Source organism: Mesorhizobium sp. AR02, from assembly GCF_024746835.1.
Lineage (GTDB): Bacteria > Pseudomonadota > Alphaproteobacteria > Rhizobiales > Rhizobiaceae > Mesorhizobium.
Genome location: NZ_CP080531.1, coordinates 4,281,579 through 4,299,308, shown reverse-complemented (window position 1 = coordinate 4,299,308; position 17,730 = coordinate 4,281,579). Strand labels below are relative to the sequence as shown.

The window sequence follows — 17,730 nt, the reverse complement described above, 5'->3', positions numbered from 1 at the left end:
ATGCAGGACAGTCTCTACGTCGCCCTTTCCGCGCAGATGGCGCTCGAGCGCCGGCTCGACACGATCGCCGACAACGTCGCCAACGCCAACACCGTCGGCTTTCGCGCCACCGGCGTGAAATTCGAGGACGTGGTATCGGGTACCGGACAGAAATCGGTGTCCTTCGCCTCGTCGGGCAAGACCTATCTTTCGGGCGCCCATGGGTCCCTGAGCGAGACCGGCAATCCGTTCGATTTCGCCATCCAGGGCGACGCCTGGTTCGCCATCGACACGCCGGCCGGCACCGTCATGACCCGCGACGGCCGCTTCTCGATGAACGAAAATGGCGAGCTGATGTCGATCGAAGGCCATCCGGTGCTCGACGCCGGCGGCGCGCCGATCCAGCTCGACCCCCGCAACGGCCCGCCCAAGGCCGGCGCCGACGGCTCGCTGCGCCAGAACGACCAGCTTGTCGGCTCGATCGGCCTCTACAATTTCGATCCGGGTCAGAATTTCGTGCGTTACGGCAATTCTGGCATTGTGCCTTCGCGCACCCCCGAGCCGGTCACTGATCGCTCCGATGTCGGCATAGCCCAGGGTTTCGTCGAGGAATCCAACGTCAATCCGGTGCTGGAGATGACCCGGCTGATCATGGTCCAGCGCGCCTTCGAGAACACCGCGGCCCTGATGCGGCAGACGGATTCCTCCACCGACGAGGCGATCAAGACGCTCGGCTCGAAGTCGTAGCATGTCGCTCGACCGGTCCTCCATCCGCGCACCCGAAATCCAGCTCCAGCCGGCGCCGGAGGACCGTTTGGCCGCGTTGGAACGGGTATTTCGACGCTTCAGCAACGCCGATGGGCTGGTCAAGCGCGGCGGTCTCGTCACCGAAGTCACGCCGACGCATTACAAGGTGCGCGGCCTTTCCGATTTCGCCAGGCTGGGCGACATGGTCGAACAGCGCGGCCAGACCGGCGCGCGCCGCGGCGAGATCGTCAAGATCAGCCGCGACGAGGTCGTCGTAGCGCCCTTTGAACGCAGCGCCGATGCCGGTATCGGCGATGCCGTGTTTCGCAGGGGTCCGCTCGCGGTGGCGCCGCACGGTTCATGGCGCGGCCGCACCATCGACGCGCTCACCCGGGCGATCGATGGCGGCCCGCCGCTGATCAGGGGCGACGACCTGTCGGGCAGTTCCACGACGCCCGGTGCCATGGCACGGCAGCGCGTCGGCACCGCCTTCATGACCGGCGTCAAGGTCATCGACATCTTCACGCCGCTGTGCTTCGGCCAGCGCATGGGCGTCTTTGCCGGTTCGGGCGTCGGCAAGTCGACGCTGCTCGCCATGCTCGCCGGCGCCGACGCGTTCGACACAGTCGTCGTGGCGCTGATCGGCGAACGCGGCCGCGAGGTCCGGGAATTCCTCGAGGACACGATCGGCGACAGCATGGCCAAGACCGTGGCCGTCGTCGCCACCAGCGACGAGAGCGCCATGATGCGCCGGCGCGCGCCCGACACCGCCATGCGCGTCGCCGAGCACTTTCGCGACCAGGGCCACCGTGTGCTCCTGGTGCTGGATTCGATCACCCGCTTCGCCCATGCCTTGCGTGAGGTGGCGACGGGAACCGGCGAGCCGCCGGTCGCGCGCGGCTATCCCGCCTCGGTTTTCACCGAACTGCCCAAGCTGCTCGAGCGCGCCGGGCCGGGGGCTGAAGGAAAGGGCTCGATCACCGCCATCATCTCCGTGCTGGTCGACGGCGACGACCACAACGATCCGGTCGCCGATTCCGTGCGCGGCATTCTTGACGGCCATGTCGTGCTCGACCGCGCGATCGCCGAACAGGGCCGCTATCCGCCGGTCAATCCGCTGTCGTCCATATCGCGCCTGGCCGGCAAGGCCTGGAGTGTCGAACAGCGCGCTTTGGTGACGCGGCTGAAGTCGATGATCTCCCGCTTCGAGGACACGCGCGACATCCGCCTGCTCGGCGCCTATCAGGGCGGCGCCGACGCCGAGCTCGACATCGCCGTGCGCCAGGTGCCGCTGATCTACGAGGCGCTGACGCAATCGCCCAGGGACCGCCCGTCAGCCGATCCGTTCTCCGACCTCGCCCGCCATCTCAAGGGAAAGCTGAATGCCGAATCAGGAGACTGAACGCCAGTATACCGAGCGCATCCTGAACGAGATGATCGCCGCGGCGAACGCCGCCGAGGCAGCTCGGGCCGAGGAAGAGAGGGCCGCCAAGGCAAAGGCTGCCAGCGCCATAGCTGCCAAGACCGCGGCTGTTCTGGCCAGAGCCGCCAAGCCGGCTCTGCCCAGATCCGAGCCTGTTCTGGCTCAGACTGCCGCCATGCATATGGTTCCCCGCGTCGAGCCTGCCGAGATGACGCAGGCAAACCGCGAATCGCTGATCGACGGCCTGTTCCCCGTCACCGAATGGCCGCAACCACCAAAGGCGCAATTTCCAAAATTGAGCAAGAAGGCAGACCGGCGAAGCGACTTCGTCATCGCCGCGCTCGGCGTCACGCTCGGCCTGATCTGCGCCCTGTTTCCCTGGTATATCTTCTTCAACCAGGAGCAGTTCGGCGTTCAGGCGATCAAGTTTGGCGGCACGGGCACCAATTCGGGGCGCGCGGGCGGTGGCGTGGTCGCCTCGCGCAGCGCGCCGCTGACGGCCAAGGACGTTCCCAACACCAGCATCGATCCGCTCGCCACCGGAACGGTGCAGGATGACGCCACCCCGGCACAGCCGCCCGGCGACCAGCCCTTCCCCGCCGATGTCGCGAAATTCCGCATGGTCCATGTCGCCAACGGCCGCGCCATGATCGAGGACGACACCGGCCTGTGGATCGTCCAGCGCGGCTCGACGCTACCGGATTCAAGCATGGTGTCGTCGATCGAGCAGCGCAACGGCAAATGGGTCATGCTGACCAGCACCAACCAGGTGATCCAGCTCTCCAGGTAAGGCTGTCGCGGCTCTGCCGCCCGCAAGGTCCGCGCAAGACTGGCGGCCTAGTCTTTGGGCACATGCCCGGAGATTCCCATGGAGCCCGTTTCCCTTTTCGATCTCGCCGCCAAGCAAGCGCAGTGGCTTTCCGTGCGCCAGTCGGCGATCGCCGGCAACATCGCCAACGCCAACACGCCGGGCTACACGGCAAACGATGTCGAGCCCTTCGAAAAGGTGCTCGACCGTACCGCGGTGTCGCTGCAGACCACCGAGGCCGGCCATCTCGGCAGCGCGGCGACCAATGCCGGCTTCACCATCAAGCCGCAGGAAGATGATGGCGTGGTCATGCCGTCCAAGAACACCGTCGTGCTTGAAGACCAGCTTCTCAAGGCCGGCGAGGTGCGCCGCTCCTTCGAGCTCAACACGGCGATCGTCAAGGCCTTCCACTCGATGATGATGATGGCGGTGAAGAGCTGACCATGGACGCACTGACCGCAGCCCTGAAAGTCGCAGCATCCGGCCTTGGCGCCCAGTCCGAGCGCCTGCGCGTGGTTTCGGAAAACCTCGCCAATGCCCAGTCGACCGGCACCACGCCCGGCGCCGACCCCTATCGCCGCAAGACCATCAGCTTCGTCTCCGAGCTCGACCGGGCCTCAGGCAGTTCAACGGTTCAAGTGAACTCGATCGACCGCGATCCGAGTGATTTTCCCGTCGAATTCCAGCCCGGCAACGAGGCCGCCGACGAGAAGGGCTACGTCAAGATGCCCAACGTCAACGTGCTGATCGAAATGGCCGACATGACCGAGGCCAACCGCTCCTACGAGGCCAACCTGCAAGTCGTGAAGCAGGCGCGCGACCTCATTTCAATGACCATCGACCTGATGAGGAACCAATGATCGTGAATGGCATCGGCGCGCTTAACCTGAAGCCCGGGCTGGGCGACACGGCGACCGACCTGCTTCAGGGCGGTGTCGCGCCGGCGACGTCGGGCAACCTTGGCACCTCCTTCGCCGAAGCGGTGAGCCAGGCAGCCTCCAAGACCGTCAACACGCTGCAGAATGCCGAGCAAGTGTCGCTCCAGGCGCTCAAGGGCGATGCCGACACCCGCCAGGTCGTCGATGCCGTGATGAGCGCCCAGCAGGCGCTTCAGACCGCTGTCGCCATCCGCGACAAGGTCGTTTCCGCCTATCTCGAAGTCAGTCGAATGGGTATTTGAGGAGTTAGGGCATGAAAGCACTTGCCATCGCCGCCACCGGCATGAATGCCCAGCAGACGAATCTGGAAGTCATCGCCAACAACATCGCCAACATCAACACCACCGGCTACAAGCGGGCGCGCGCCGAATTCTCCGACCTGCTCTACCAGGTCGACCGCACGCAAGGCGTACCCAACCGCTCCAACGCCTCGCTGGTGCCGGAGGGCGTTTCGATCGGCCTCGGCGTCAAGACGACGGCCGTGCGCAACGTGCATACCCAGGGCGAACTGACCAGCACCGGCAACAGTTTCGACATGGCGCTGACCGGCCGGGGCTGGTTCCAGATCGAGGGCGCCGATGGCGGCACGCTCTACACCCGCGCCGGCGCTTTCAACACCAATGCCACCGGCCAGCTGGTGACGGTGGATGGCGCCAATGTCATTCCGGCCATCACGGTACCGGTTAATGCCGTTGAGGTCATCGTCAACAAGACCGGCGAGGTTTTTGCCCGCATCGACGGCCAGACAGCCTTGCAGAGCCTCGGCCAGCTTCAGATCGCCAATTTCGCCAATGAGGCAGGTCTGGCGCCGCTCGGCGACAATCTCTTCAAGGAAACCACGGCATCCGGCCCGGCCAATGTCGGCGTACCCGGCGATCCCGGCTTCGCCAGCGTCCAGCAAGGCTACCTCGAGGCTTCCAACGTCGACCCGGTCAAGGAAATCACCGAACTGATCTCGGCGCAGCGCGCCTATGAGATGAATTCCAAAGTAATTCAAGCCGCCGACGACATGGCCTCCGTCGTCTCCAAGAACATCAGGTAAGGGATGATGGCCATGCCGATCTCCTGCTCCGCATTCCGCCGCACCGCGCTGATCCTCGCGCTGGTGTCCGGCGGCATGCCGGCTTTCGCCCAGGAATCGGCAAATCAGTCGGCAACCCAGATCGCCAGCAATCAGCCTGCCGGCGAGGTCGTGCTGATCCCCAACCGCGTCATCTATCCCGGCGAAACCATCGAGCTTGCCGCCCTGAAGCAGGTGACCCTCATCCCGGGCAAGCACAAGCCCGACGCCATGGCGACACGTGCCGAAGAACTCCAGGGCAAGGTCGCCAAGCGCACGCTGCTGCCCGGCCGCTACATTCCCTCCACCGCCATCCGCCAAGCCTGGCTGGTCGAACAGGGTGCGGCCGTGCAGGTCTTCTTCATCGCCGGCGGACTGACGATATCTGCGACCGCCGTGACCTTGCAGCCAGGTTCGGCGGGCGACCTCATCAAGGTTCGCAACAGCGACAGCGGCAAGATCCTTTCCGGCACCGTGATGGCCGACGGAACCATCCAGGTCAGCGCTTCATGATGCGCATGCTTACCCTTCTGCTCGCGGCCACGCTCGGCCTGCAGCCAGCGCTGGCCGACGGCCTGACGCCCAAGGCCAAGCACGAGCTCGCCGCCAAGAACGGCGGCGTCTACGACGATCCGGAATATGATCCGGCGACCACCACCCGCATGTTCCGCGTTTCGCCCGGGCCAAGCTCGCTGCCGCCTGGCCAGGTCGCCTCGCGCATCAAGGACATCGCCCAGCTGCAGAGTTCGCGCGACAACCAGTTGGTCGGCTACGGCCTGGTTATCGGCCTCGCCGGCTCGGGCGACAGCCTGCGCAATTCGCCGTTCACCGAACAGTCGATCCGCGCCATGCTGGAAAATCTCGGCATCGCCACCGAAGGCGGTAGCGCGCGCGCCAAGAATGTCGCCGCCGTCATCGTCACCGCCAATATGCCGCCCTACGTGCAGTCGGGCGCCCGCATCGACATCGACGTCTCCTCGATGGGCGACGCCACCTCGCTTGCCGGCGGCACGCTGATCATGACGCCGCTGAAGGCGGCGGATGGCGAAATCTATGCCGTCGGCCAGGGCGCGGTCATCGTTTCCGGCTTCATCGCGCAGGGTCAGGCCCAGCAGTTGACGCAAGGTGTACCGACCGCCGGCCGGGTGCCGAACGGCGCCATCGTCGAGCGGCAGGTGAAAGCCGAATTCGACGACCAGTCGACGCTGACGCTGCAGTTGCGCAATCCCGATTTTTCGACCGCCATCCGCATCGCCGACGCGATCAACGACTATACCAGCCAGCGCTTCGGCATGCGCGTGGCGGCCGAGCGGGATTCCCGCACCGTGCAAATCAGAAGGCCGAAGGCCGTTTCGGCCGCGCGCTTCTATGCCGAGATCGAAAACCTGGTCGTCGAATCCGACACGCCGGCCCGCGTCGTCATCGACGAGCGCACCGGCACCATCGTCATCGGCAACGACGTCAAGATCTCGCGCGTCGCCATCAGCCACGGCACATTGACGGTGCGCATAACGGAAGCGCCGCGCGTCGTGCAGCCCGAACCCTTCTCCAAGGGCGAAACCGCCGTCGAGCCGTTCACCGCCATCGACGCCAGCCGGCCCAATGGCCGCGTCGCGGTGCTCGACGGGCCAGACCTGCAAACCCTTGTCTCCGGCCTCAACCGCCTCGGCGTCAAGCCGGACGGCATCATTGCCATCCTGCAAGGCATCAAGTCGGCCGGCGCCCTGCAAGCCGATCTGGTTCTCCAATAGGCGATGCCGATGATCCCTCCGCTCTCATCCCATGAAAGACGCCGCGCGATGCTGTTCGCGGCAGCGGTTCTCACGGCCATGTCCGCTGCCAGTGGGGGTGCACACAGCGAGGATGTCGTTCGCCAGGTTCTGCCCGGAGCGCAGCCCGCGGTGGCACCCCAGCAATTGACGCGGGAAAAGGCGCCGGATCAAAGCGAGATCGAGCGCTTCTGCTCCAACATCGCCGACGCCGCCCGCGACCGCCGCTATGCCTTGCAGGCCGAGGAGTTGAAGCAGCTGCAGGCCGGCATTGACGAGCGCATGAAAGCTCTGGACGCCAAAAAGGCCGAATACGAGACCTGGCTGAAGCGACGCGAGGTGTTCCTGGCCCGGGCCGAGGACGGAGTCGTCAAGATCTATGCCGGCATGAAACCGGACGCCGCGGCCGAACGCCTGGCAATCGTCAATGCCGACCTGGCCGCGGCCATCCTGATGAAACTCGATCCACGCAAGGCCAGCGTCATTCTCAACGAAATGGACCAGAAGGCGGCGGCGACGCTCACCGGCATCATGGCCAGCGCAGCCCGAAGGGTAGATCCGTCATGATCCGCAGAATGCTCATCCTGTGCGCGGTCGCGGCGCTGTCCGGCTGCGGAACCAATCTCAAGGAAGTCGGCAAGGACCCGGCGCTGTCGCCGGTCGGCTCCGGCATCGACGGCGGCAACACCGGATCCCTCTACAAATACCCCGAGCCACCTCGGGCACCGGTGAAGAAGTTCTCGCTGTGGGACGATCGCCAGAGCCGTCTCTTCACCGATCCCCGGGCGCTCTCGCAGGGCGACATCCTGACCGTCAAGATCAAGATCAACGACCGCGCCAATTTCAAGAACCAGAACGACAGGAGCCGCACCGCCAACCGCAAGCTCGGCTTCGACCTCAGTGCGCAATGGGACAAGTGGAGCACCGCCGGCAAGGGTGCTGGATCGCTCAACTCCGCCACGGATACAACGGCCGATGGCGAGATCAAGCGATCGGAAACGCTTGAGCTCAATGTCGCTGCGATCGTCACCGATGTCTTGCCGAACGGCAATCTGATGATCACAGGGTCGCAGGAAGTGCGCGTCAACGCCGAGCTGAGGGTGCTGACCATCGCCGGCATCGTGCGGCCGGCCGATATCGGCGCCGAGAACACGATCCCCTACGAACGCATCGCCGAAGCGCGCATCTCCTACGGCGGACGCGGCCGCATCACCGAGATCCAGCAGCCGGCCTACGGCCAGCAGGTTCTCGACCAGGTTCTTCCGTTCTAGGGATTGGAGACCAAAGCACCGTGGCCAATGTCGAACAGCCTCAGCCTCGCAAGGGTCCTTCCCTTGTCGTCCAGGGCGCCGCGCTGCTGGTGGTGACGGCCGCCGCCATCGGCATGGGCTGGATGTCCGGCGGCTATCTCAAGGGCGTCGGCGCACCGTCATCGGTGCCGGCTGCGCCTGAAAATGAGGGCAAGGTCACCGAACCCGCTGCCGCGCAACAGCCGGGCACGGGGCCGACGCTCGTCGCGCTGGCGCCGATCACCACCAACATCGCATCCCCCGCCGACACCTGGATCAGGATGGAAGTATCCGTGGTCTACGACGCGCCGCAGCCGCCGGCGATGACGGAGGACATCCATCAGGACCTTCTGGCCTTCGTGCGCACGCTGAAGATGCATCAGGTCGAGGGCGCCAGCGGTTACCAGCACCTGAAAGCCGATCTCGAGGAACGCGCCTCGATCCGCAGCCAGGGTCACGCCAAACAGGTTCTCATCAGGACATTGCTGCTCGAATGAAGAAGTTCCTTCTCGCCGCGGCGCTGATCGGCGCCGCTACCTCCGTCGCGGCGGCGCAGCAGCTGGACCTGGGCGGCATCGGCAAGGCCGACGGCACCACCGTCGGCTACATCATCCAGATGTTCGGCCTGCTGACCGTGCTGTCGGTGGCGCCGGGCCTGCTGATCATGGTGACGAGCTTCACCCGTTTCGTCATCGCATTCTCGATCCTGCGCGCCGGCATCGGCCTGCAGTCGACGCCGGCAAACCTCATCCTGATTTCGCTGTCGCTGTTCATGACCTTCTATGTCATGGCGCCGACCTTCGATCAGGCCTGGAACACCGGCGTCAAGCCGCTGATGGACAACCAGATCAGCCAGACCGAGGCCTTCGAGAAGATCTCGGATCCCTTCCGCACCTTCATGCTGCACAATGTGCGCGACAAGGACTTCGATCTTTTCGCCGATCTTGCCCGCGAGCGTGGCCAGGTCGTTGCCAAGGAGACGGTGGACCTGCGCATCCTGGTGCCCGCCTTCATGATCTCCGAGATCCGCCGCGGCTTCGAGATCGGCTTCCTGATCGTGCTGCCATTCCTGGTCATCGATCTGATCGTCGCCACCATCACCATGGCTATGGGCATGATGATGCTGCCGCCGACCGTGGTGTCGCTGCCGTTCAAGATCCTGTTCTTCGTCCTGATCGACGGCTGGAACCTGCTCGTCGGCAGCCTGGTGAGATCCTTCAACTGACCTCGCCGTCTCGGCGCAAAGCGTCGACTGCCGCAAGGACCGCGCCGTGTGCGAGGCGTCGATTTTTTCTCTAATTATTTTTGCTTAACCGTCCAGTTTAGGTCTTTGGTAGGAACTCGCCGCCATAGTCGCTCGCAGATGGCGGGTGACCCAAACGCGACGGTCATTGGCATGATGCCGCTCCGTCATACCGGAAAAGCCGGTATGTCAAAAGAACACCTGTAAAAACAAGGTACGAGTAGCCATGTCCAGCATCATGACGAACAGCGCCGCATTGACGGCCCTGCAGAGCCTTAACGCCACCCAGAGCAACCTCTCGACCACCCAGGCCCGCATCTCGACGGGTTATCGCGTTTCCCAGGCTTCGGACAACGCCGCCTACTGGTCGATCGCCACCACCATGCGCTCCGACAACCAGGCCATGTCCACCGTTTCGGACTCGCTCGGCCTTGGCGCGTCGAAGGTCGACACCGCCTACACCGGCATGAGCAGCGCGATCACCACCATCAACTCGATCCAGCAGAAGCTGACCGGCTCCTACGGTCAGACCGATGCCGCCAAGGAAAAGACGCAGGTCGAAATCGCCGCGCTTCAGGCACAGCTGAAGGGTTACGCCGACTCCGCCACCTTCTCCGGCACCAACATGCTGTCCGTAAACAGCGGCGCGACGGCCACCACCGCTGCGGACGTCAAGATCGTTTCGGCCTTCAACCGCAGCTCCGCCGGCGCGGTTTCGATCTCGACGATCGACGTCAACGTGGAAAGCATCAAGCTGTATGAAGCCGGCACAGCTGCGACCGCCAAGGGCATCCTCGACACGGCCCGCCTTGGCACCACTGGCGCTGCAACCGCCACGGCACAGAACCCGACCCTTGGTGCCGCTCCCGCTGCCGGCGACACCTATTCGGTTGCCAGCCTTTCCATCTCCACGGGCGGCGTGGCCGCCAGCGACGCTCAGATCTCGCAGATGATGACCGTCGTCGACGCCGCGCTTAAGGATATGACGACCGCCGCCACCAAGCTCGGCGCCGCCAAGAGCTCCATCGACCTGCAGAAGACCTTCACGCAGAGCCTGATGGACTCCATCGACCGCGGCGTTGGCCAGCTCGTCGATGCCGACATGAACAAGGAATCGACCCGCCTCCAGGCGCTGCAGGTCCAGCAGCAGCTCGGCGTCCAGGCGCTGTCGATCGCCAACGGCTCGTCGCAGTCGATCCTGTCGCTCTTCCGCGGCTGATCGCCCTAGACCGACCAATCAAGAAAACGGGCCGCGCCAAAAGCGCGGCCCGTTTCAGACTGCTGACAAACCCCTGGCATTTGCCGGGGGTTTTTGATTCACTGGGTCATGTTGAAGCGACCCGCCCCTGAACAGACCGCGCTTGAGATGGTAACGCTGGATCAGCTGGTTCCGGCTGATCACCTGTTGCGCAAGATCGACCGTGTGATCGATTTCTCCTTCATCCACGATCTGACGGCGCCACTCTATTGCCCGGACAATGGCCGGCCGCCGCTCGATCCGACCTTGATGTTCAAGGCGCTGTTCATCGGCTACCTGTTTGGAGTTCGCTCGGAACGGCAGTTGGTGCGCGAGATCGAGGTCAATGTCGCCTATCGTTGGTTTTTGCGGCTGAAACTGACGGACAAGGTGTTCGACGCCTCGACGCTGTCGCAGAACCGGCGTCGACGCTACGACGACACCAGCGTGTCGCAGGCGATCTTCGACCGTATCGTCGAGCAGGCGATCCGAGCGGGCCTTGTCGATGGCACGGTGCTTTACACCGACTCCACCCATCTGAAGGCCAACGCCAACAAGGGCAAATACGATCTTGCCATGATCGCCAAGTCGCGGGCCGACTATTGGGCCGACCTCGATCGTGCGATCGACGCCGAACGAGGGCTGCACGGCCAGAAGCCGCTGAAGGAGAAGCAACGCCAGCCCGCGGTGAAGGAGACGAAGGTATCGCGCACCGATCCCGACAGCGGCTACATGGTGCGCGAGGGCAAACCGAAGGGCTTCTTCTATCTCGACCACCGCACGGTGGATGCGGCCCACGCCATCATCACCGACACGCACACGACAGCGATCGTCCACGATTCTACGGTCTACCTGTCGCGGCTCGACCGCCAGGTGGAGCGCTTCGGCTTTGATGTCGGCGCTGTCGGGCTGGACGCCGGCTATGCCACGGCCGGCATCGCCAAAGGGCTGGAGGATCGCGCAATACGCGGCGTCACCGGCTATCGCCGCCCAACACCGCCCAAGCCTGGCATGATGGGACCGTCATCCTTCACCCATGAGCCCGAGACCGATGGCTATCGCTGCCCACAGGGCCAGTTGTTGGCCTACGCGACCACCGACCGCAATGGCTACCGCCATTACAAGAGCGCCCCCGCTATCTGCCGCGACTGTCCACTGCTCGCTTCCTGCACCACCAATGCCAAGGCCCAGCGCACCATCATCCGCCACGTCTGGGCCGATGCCAAGGAACGCACCGACGCCAACCGGCTGACGGCGTGGGGCAAGGCCGTCTACCGCCGCCGCAAGGAAACTGTCGAGCGCTCCTTCGCCGACGCCAAGCAACTGCACGGCCACCGCTATGCCCGGTTCCGAAGTCTCACCAGGGTAGCCTGCCAGTGTCTGATCGCCGCCGCAGCCCAGAACATGAAGAAGATCGCCCTGGCCCTCAGCCCAAGGCCAAAACCCCGCCTCGCATGAGGCAGGCAACCCTGACAAACGCTGCTGACGGCCGAAAATCCTGACCCACCAACCCCATAAGAAAAACCCCGCCGAAAATCGACGGGGTTTGTCAGCGGTCTGAAACGGGCCGCGCCAAAAGCGCGGCCCGTTTTGCGTTTGCTCCAGCCCCGCGCAACCCTCGTTTCCTAACCCTCCAAAGCGAGCCTTTAACAGGCCGTTAACCATAACAAGCTAGTCATGGTTAACCATAGCTTACAACGGATTGGCGAATCGGCCCGGTCGGGACGACGGCAATCGATAGGCGGGCGAGCGGCTCGCGAGGGCAACGCCGGTTTTTGAGAAAGACCGGCCTGGAAAAAAGGAGCGAGTTTCTTGGCGAGCATCATGACAAACGCTGCGGCGTTGACTGCACTTCAAAGCCTCAACGCCACCAACAAATCGCTCCAGCAGACACAGGCTCGAATCTCGACCGGCTATAGGGTCGCCGAAGCTTCCGACAACGCCGCCTACTGGTCGATCGCCACGACGATGCGCTCCGACAACCAGGCGCTGTCGACCGTACAGGATGCGCTCGGCCTCGGCGCATCCAAGGTCGACACCGCCTATACCGGCATGAACAATGTTCTGACGTCGATCGGCCAGATCAAGACCAAGCTGCTTTCGACCGTCGGCCAGACGGATGCCGCCAAGGCAAAGACGCAGACGGAAATCACCGCGCTCCAGGCGCAGATGAAGTCCTTTGCCGATGCCGCCACCTTTTCGGGTTCGAATTTCCTTTCAGTGACGTCAACGCAGGTCGCTGCCCCTAATGACGGCGTCCAACCCGACGCCAAGATCGTCTCGTCCTTCAACCGCTCCTCGTCTGGCGCCATCTCGCTCGGAACGATCGACATCGATGTCGAGAGCACGAAACTGTTCGATTCCGGTCTCTCCACCGCCGTCAAGAACCAGGGCACGCTCGACCGCAAGACGTCTGTGTACGCGACAGCGGCGGCCCAGACCCTTTACGACAACGCCTATGCGACCGCGCTCGCCGGTGGCTCCACGGACATTGCCGCCAACACCGCTGGTCAGACAGCTGCGGGGGCGGTCGCCAAGGTCGACAACGTTTCCGCCTTCAATCTCGACATCACGGCATCAGGCGTGACCGACGATATCATCACCCAGATGATCGGCAAGATCGACAAGGTCATGAGCCAGCTGACCGACCAGGCCACCATCCTCGGTTCGGCAAAGAGCTCCATCGACCTGCAGAAGACCTTCACGCAGAGCCTGATGGACTCCATCGACCGCGGCGTCGGTCAGCTCGTCGATGCCGACATGAACAAGGAATCGACCCGCCTGCAGGCACTGCAGGTGCAACAGCAGCTCGGCATCCAGTCCCTGTCGATCGCCAACAGCTCGTCGCAGTCGATCCTGTCGCTGTTCAAGAACGGCTAATCCAGCCGTAACGGACAGATACCCCTACCTCCAATTCACGGGCCGCGCCGCAAGCGCGGCCCGATTTCATTTTCGCACAAGCTTCGAGGGCTAGTGTTCCGGCGGACAATCATGCTGGGAGTCGCTCTATCGTGCCGGAACAGATCCAGAGCATCATCTCGAATCTCCGCGGTTTTGGCGTAAAGCGCCTCGCCATGCTGGCGGGCATCGCCGTTCTGGTGATGGGCGTCATCGGCATCGCCTCGGTCTACCTCAACCGCCCGGCCTACGACACGCTCTATGTCGGCCTCGACCGTTCCGACGTGAACCAGATCGGCCTGGTGCTGGGCGAGGCCGGCATCGGCTTCGACGTCGGCGCCGACGGAACCTCCGTGCTGGTGCCGGCCGGCACCACGGCGCAGGCACGCATGCTGCTTGCCGAAAAGGGTCTGCCGACCAGCGCCAATGCCGGCTACGAACTGTTCGACAATGTCGGCGCTATGGGCCTGACCTCGTTCATGCAGCAGATCACCCGCGTGCGTGCGCTGGAAGGCGAGATCGCCCGCACCATCCAGTCCATATCAGGCATCAAGGCGGCGCGCGTCCACATCGTCATGTCCGAGCGCGCCAATTTCCGCCGCGACGAACAGCAGCCCTCGGCATCGGTCGTCATCCGCTATGCCGGCATCGACGCCGAGAAAAGTGCCCAGTCGATCCGCCATCTCGTCGCCGCCGCCGTGCCTGGCCTGTCGGCCGACAAGGTGACGGTGCTCGATTCCAACGGCAACCTGCTGGCCGCCGGCGATGATCCCTCCAACACCAGTGCGGCCCGCACGCTCGGCGTCGAGCAGACCGTCGAGGCCCAGATCGGCGACAACATTCGCCGCGCGCTGGCGCCGTATCTCGGCCCCGACAATTTCCGCGCCAGCGTCAAGGCCGAGGTCAACACCGACACCCGCCAGACGGAAGAAACCATTTTCGATCCGAATTCACGTGTCGAGCGCTCGGTGCAGTCAGTGCGCGCCAATGAAAACAGCAACCAGAAGCAGGCCTCGACCCCGGCCAGCGTCGAGCAGAACCTGCCGGAGACCCAGGCGACCAGCACCGAGGGTCCGCAAACCTCTTCGGCCAACGACCGCAAGGAAGAGATCACCAATTACGAGATCAACTCCAAGAAGATCGCCACCGTCTCCAACGGCTATACCGTCACCAAGATGTCGATCGCCGTCGTCGTCAACCAGGATCGGCTGAAGGCGATCCTTGGCAAGGACGCGACCCCGGAGCAGATCGCCAAGCGCGTCGCCGAGATCCAGAAGATGGTGACGTCTGCCACCGGCCTCGACGACAAGCGCGGTGACGTCATCGACGTCTCGGCGGTCGAATTCATCGACGGGCTGGACGGCGAGGCGATCCCGCAGGCTGGAATGCTGGATTCCGTCGGCCAGCACGCCGGCACGCTGATCAACGCCGGCGCTTTCATCGTCGTGGTCTTCCTGGTGGCCTTCTTCGGCCTGCGGCCGATGGCGGCGGCGCTGACGGCAAAGGCGACACCCGCTCTGTCGGGCCCCAATTTCGATGAAGTCCAGCGTTCGCTGCCGACACCGGAGGCAGCCGCTTCCGCCGATGCCGGTGCCGCCATCGGCGCCTTGCCCGGCTCGCGGCCCGGCGCCAATCCGCTCGATGATCTTCGCCAGAAGATCAGGCCGGCGCCACAGGAGCGGCTTGCCCGCATGGTCGACCTCAATGAGGAGCGCACCGCGCAGATCCTGCGCAAATGGGCGGCCCAGGAAGTCGCGGCGTAAACCATGGCCTCCGCAGCCCTTTTCGATCTTCTCCCTGATTTCGGCACGCGCGCGCCGCGCGTCAGCCAGCCCCAGGCCGCGTCCGAACACAGACCGGAAGCATCCGCACCGAAGGCCGATATCGGCACGCTGATCGCCGAGGCGGTTGCCCAGGCGGAGGCAACGCTGGCGGAACGGCTTGTCGCTGCCCATGACGCGGCCTTGGAAGCGGAGCGTCAGGCGAATGCCGAGGAAGCAAGGATCTTTCTCGAAAGCTTCGGCGGTGATATCGGCAAGGCGGTCTCGCTGCGCATCGACGCCATGGAGACGCGCGTGACGGACCTCGTCGCAGCCACGGTCGCCCGCATCATCGGCGGCGTTGTCAGCGACGATCTGCAGAAGCGTTCGCTCGAGGCGCTTGCCGGCGCGGTTCGCGAAGCCGTCGGCGACGGCGACGCGGTGCGTATCGCCGTCCGCGGTCCGCTGTCGCTGTTCGAAACGCTGAAGGCATCGCTTGGACCACGCATTGCAAATCTCGATTTCATCGAGGCGCCCGGCTTCGACCTGACGGTGACCATTGACGAGGCCGTGTTCGAAACACGCATCGCCGAATGGTCGGCAACCCTTTCCGAGGTCCTGTCATGAGTGTCGCCGAGGCCGATCACGGCAGGCACGAGATCATCATCGTGCGGCGGGCTCATGACGACCACGACGAAGCCCATCATGGCGGCGTCTGGAAGATTGCCTTCGCCGACTTCATGACCGCCATGATGTGCTTCTTCCTGGTCATGTGGCTGATCAACGCCGCCAACGAACAGACCAAGGCGGCCGTCGCCAGCTACTTCAACCCAGTCAAGCTGGTCGACCGTGAGTCGAGCCGCAAGGGCCTTGAGGATCTCGGCAATGGGCCCCGCGCGGTCGGGATGACGACCCACGACCCGCAGGAGGCGACGAAAAAATCCGGACAAGATGGCATCGGCGCGGCGGGCTCATCCAACCGCAAGCAGGACAAGCAGGAGCCGAACAAGGCTGAGCAGTCCGACGAGCATCTGTTCGCCGACCCTTACGCCGTGCTCTCCGAAATCGCCACCGACACCGGCGTCATGCAGAATGTCAGCCAGAAGGGCGATGGCGGCGCGCAGAGCGCCGGTCCGGCGACGGGCGCCTCGGGCGGCGCGTCCTACCGCGATCCCTTCGAGCCCGATTTCTGGTCGCAGCAGGTCGCCACGCCCGCCGCCGAGGCGAGTGCGCAGCGCCCCAAGATCGAGGGCGACCCGCTCAAATCAGGCGACAAGGCCGCGGAAACGCAGGTCGCCAAGGTCAAGGCCGTGCCGCCGGCACCGCCCGTCAAGGACGCACCTCTCGAGCCCCTGGCCGGAGATGGCAAGGACGCCGCAGCAACGATGGCCAAGGCCGGCGAAACCAAGGCCAGCGAAACCAAAGCCAGCGAAACCAAAGCCAGCAGTGCCAAGGCCGGCGATACCAAGGCTGGAGACAGCAAGGCCGCGGCTGCCGCCAAGGCGGATGCCGCAGCCGCCGCGCAAGAGACGACCGCGCCTGAAGCCGGGCAAAAGCCGCCCACCGCCGCAGCGATGAAGGCCGCGGCCGACGTCAAGCGGCAGCTGGCCGATGCCTTCAAGCCCGGCGACAAGCTGCATGACGGAGTCTCGGTGGAAGCCACCGACAAGGGCGTCGTCATCTCGATCACCGATCAGCTCGACTTCGGCATGTTCGAAGTCGGCTCGGCGGTGCCGAGCCGCGAACTGGTGCTGGCGATGGAAAAGATCGGCCGCATCGTCAACGGCCAGAAGGGCACCATCAGCATCAACGGTCACACCGATGCGCGGCCGTTCCGCAGCGCCAGCTACGACAATTGGCGGCTGTCGACGGCGCGCGCGCATTCCGCCTACTACATGCTCGTGCGCGGCGGCGTCGACGAACGGCGCATCACCGAGGTCGCCGGCTTCGCCGACCGCCAGCCGAAGGATCCGGCCGATCCCCTGTCGGCGGCCAATCGCCGTATCGAGATCCTGATGGCGACCGGCGGATGAAGCGGGCGGCCGTCACCAGCCGGCTGATGGGCCTGTTGCTGCTGGCAGCCGGCTATCCGTCGGCCGGCTTCGCCCAGGACACGCTGCAGCCTTACCAGTTGGTGCGTTCGCTGCAGCTCGTCCAGGACCGCATCGCCGCCGGCGATCACGCCGCGATGCCGATGCAGGCCAAGCTGCTCGAGATGACCGATACGCGCCTGCGCGAAGCGGATGCGGAGGACTTCAAGGATCCCAAGAATTTTCGCGCGCTCCTGGTCTACGGCATGAGCGGCGGCAATCCGGTGACTGTCGAGGCGGCCGTGTCGCGTGCCGCCACGGATCCGGCGGGTCTCGCCATCGCCAAGGGCGTGATCGACTATCTGAACGGCCGGCCCGGCGACGCGATCGAAGCCCTGAGGCCGATCGATCCGATGACACTGCCCGGCGATCTCGGCGCGTTCCTTGCCCTGGTCAAAGGATCGCTGATGGCGACGGACGACCCGGCGGCGGCGCTGACGCTGCTCGACGAGGCCAAGCTGCTCAGCCCTGGCACACGTGGTTGAGGAA

The 17,730-nt window shown here is 64.5% G+C and carries 20 protein-coding genes; all 20 read left to right on the top strand.

Features of this window, described 5'->3' with window-relative positions:
• The 20 genes from flgF to DBIPINDM_RS43355 all read left to right on the top strand — a co-directional run bounded on the left by flgF (position 1) and on the right by DBIPINDM_RS43355 (position 17,726).
• The gene (gene flgF / locus DBIPINDM_RS25000; protein WP_258581711.1) at positions 1–726 is read left to right on the top strand and encodes a flagellar basal-body rod protein FlgF; all 726 of its coding nucleotides are present in this window, start codon (positions 1–3) and stop codon (positions 724–726) included.
• 1 nt (position 727) lies between these two features.
• Entirely contained in the window at positions 728–2,128 is a 1,401-nt protein-coding gene (gene fliI, locus DBIPINDM_RS24995; protein WP_258581710.1) for a flagellar protein export ATPase FliI, read from the top strand.
• Positions 2,109–2,939: a hypothetical protein gene (locus tag DBIPINDM_RS24990; protein WP_258581709.1), complete on the top strand. Its 831-nt coding sequence runs from the start codon at positions 2,109–2,111 to the stop codon at positions 2,937–2,939. Before fliI ends, DBIPINDM_RS24990 begins: the two co-directional genes overlap by 20 nt.
• Positions 2,940–3,017: 78 nt before the next feature.
• Complete coding sequence (gene flgB, locus DBIPINDM_RS24985) at positions 3,018–3,398, top strand: flagellar basal body rod protein FlgB (RefSeq protein ID WP_019860948.1); 381 nt, start codon at positions 3,018–3,020, stop codon at positions 3,396–3,398.
• Between the two features lie 2 nt (positions 3,399–3,400).
• On the top strand, positions 3,401–3,817 hold the full coding sequence (flgC, locus tag DBIPINDM_RS24980; protein WP_172224751.1) for a flagellar basal body rod protein FlgC: 417 nt from the start codon (positions 3,401–3,403) through the stop codon (positions 3,815–3,817).
• Positions 3,814–4,137 carry a flagellar hook-basal body complex protein FliE gene (locus DBIPINDM_RS24975; RefSeq protein WP_019860949.1) on the top strand — a complete coding sequence of 108 codons (324 nt, stop codon included), beginning with the start codon at positions 3,814–3,816 and terminating at the stop codon, positions 4,135–4,137. Before flgC ends, DBIPINDM_RS24975 begins: the two co-directional genes overlap by 4 nt.
• A gap of 11 nt (positions 4,138–4,148) precedes the next feature.
• The gene (gene flgG, locus DBIPINDM_RS24970) at positions 4,149–4,937 is read left to right on the top strand and encodes a flagellar basal-body rod protein FlgG (RefSeq protein WP_258581708.1); all 789 of its coding nucleotides are present in this window, start codon (positions 4,149–4,151) and stop codon (positions 4,935–4,937) included.
• Positions 4,938–4,943: 6 nt separating this feature from the next.
• Positions 4,944–5,468 (top strand): flagellar basal body P-ring formation chaperone FlgA, encoded by a 525-nt coding sequence (flgA, locus tag DBIPINDM_RS24965; protein WP_258581707.1) that lies wholly within the window; start codon positions 4,944–4,946, stop codon positions 5,466–5,468.
• Positions 5,465–6,706 (top strand): flagellar basal body P-ring protein FlgI, encoded by a 1,242-nt coding sequence (locus DBIPINDM_RS24960; protein ID WP_416361707.1) that lies wholly within the window; start codon positions 5,465–5,467, stop codon positions 6,704–6,706. The genes flgA and DBIPINDM_RS24960 overlap by 4 nt, the downstream gene beginning before the upstream one ends.
• 3 nt (positions 6,707–6,709) lie before the next feature.
• Positions 6,710–7,291: a MotE family protein gene (locus DBIPINDM_RS24955; RefSeq protein WP_258581706.1), complete on the top strand. Its 582-nt coding sequence runs from the start codon at positions 6,710–6,712 to the stop codon at positions 7,289–7,291.
• Positions 7,288–7,995: a flagellar basal body L-ring protein FlgH gene (gene flgH, locus DBIPINDM_RS24950; protein WP_258581705.1), complete on the top strand. Its 708-nt coding sequence runs from the start codon at positions 7,288–7,290 to the stop codon at positions 7,993–7,995. Before DBIPINDM_RS24955 ends, flgH begins: the two co-directional genes overlap by 4 nt.
• A gap of 20 nt (positions 7,996–8,015) precedes the next feature.
• Positions 8,016–8,510, top strand: coding sequence for a flagellar basal body-associated FliL family protein (locus DBIPINDM_RS24945; RefSeq protein WP_258581704.1), 495 nt, complete (start codon positions 8,016–8,018; stop codon positions 8,508–8,510).
• A complete protein-coding gene (fliP, locus tag DBIPINDM_RS24940) occupies positions 8,507–9,238 on the top strand; it encodes a flagellar type III secretion system pore protein FliP (protein ID WP_095199335.1) in 732 nt (243 codons plus the stop codon). The genes DBIPINDM_RS24945 and fliP overlap by 4 nt, the downstream gene beginning before the upstream one ends.
• Positions 9,239–9,482: 244 nt before the next feature.
• Positions 9,483–10,475, top strand: coding sequence for a flagellin (locus tag DBIPINDM_RS24935; protein WP_258581703.1), 993 nt, complete (start codon positions 9,483–9,485; stop codon positions 10,473–10,475).
• Between the two features lie 108 nt (positions 10,476–10,583).
• A complete protein-coding gene (locus DBIPINDM_RS24930) occupies positions 10,584–11,951 on the top strand; it encodes an IS1182 family transposase (RefSeq protein WP_258581702.1) in 1,368 nt (455 codons plus the stop codon).
• 354 nt (positions 11,952–12,305) lie between these two features.
• Complete coding sequence (locus tag DBIPINDM_RS24925; protein ID WP_258581701.1) at positions 12,306–13,373, top strand: flagellin; 1,068 nt, start codon at positions 12,306–12,308, stop codon at positions 13,371–13,373.
• 131 nt (positions 13,374–13,504) lie between these two features.
• Entirely contained in the window at positions 13,505–15,154 is a 1,650-nt protein-coding gene (gene fliF, locus DBIPINDM_RS24920) for a flagellar basal-body MS-ring/collar protein FliF (protein ID WP_258581700.1), read from the top strand.
• A 3-nt stretch (positions 15,155–15,157) separates the two neighbouring features.
• Entirely contained in the window at positions 15,158–15,778 is a 621-nt protein-coding gene (locus tag DBIPINDM_RS24915; protein WP_258581699.1) for a hypothetical protein, read from the top strand.
• Complete coding sequence (locus tag DBIPINDM_RS24910; protein ID WP_258581698.1) at positions 15,775–17,184, top strand: MotB family protein; 1,410 nt, start codon at positions 15,775–15,777, stop codon at positions 17,182–17,184. Before DBIPINDM_RS24915 ends, DBIPINDM_RS24910 begins: the two co-directional genes overlap by 4 nt.
• The gene (locus tag DBIPINDM_RS43355; protein ID WP_318036898.1) at positions 17,181–17,726 is read left to right on the top strand and encodes a hypothetical protein; all 546 of its coding nucleotides are present in this window, start codon (positions 17,181–17,183) and stop codon (positions 17,724–17,726) included. Before DBIPINDM_RS24910 ends, DBIPINDM_RS43355 begins: the two co-directional genes overlap by 4 nt.
• The last annotated feature ends 4 nt before the right edge of the window (positions 17,727–17,730 follow it).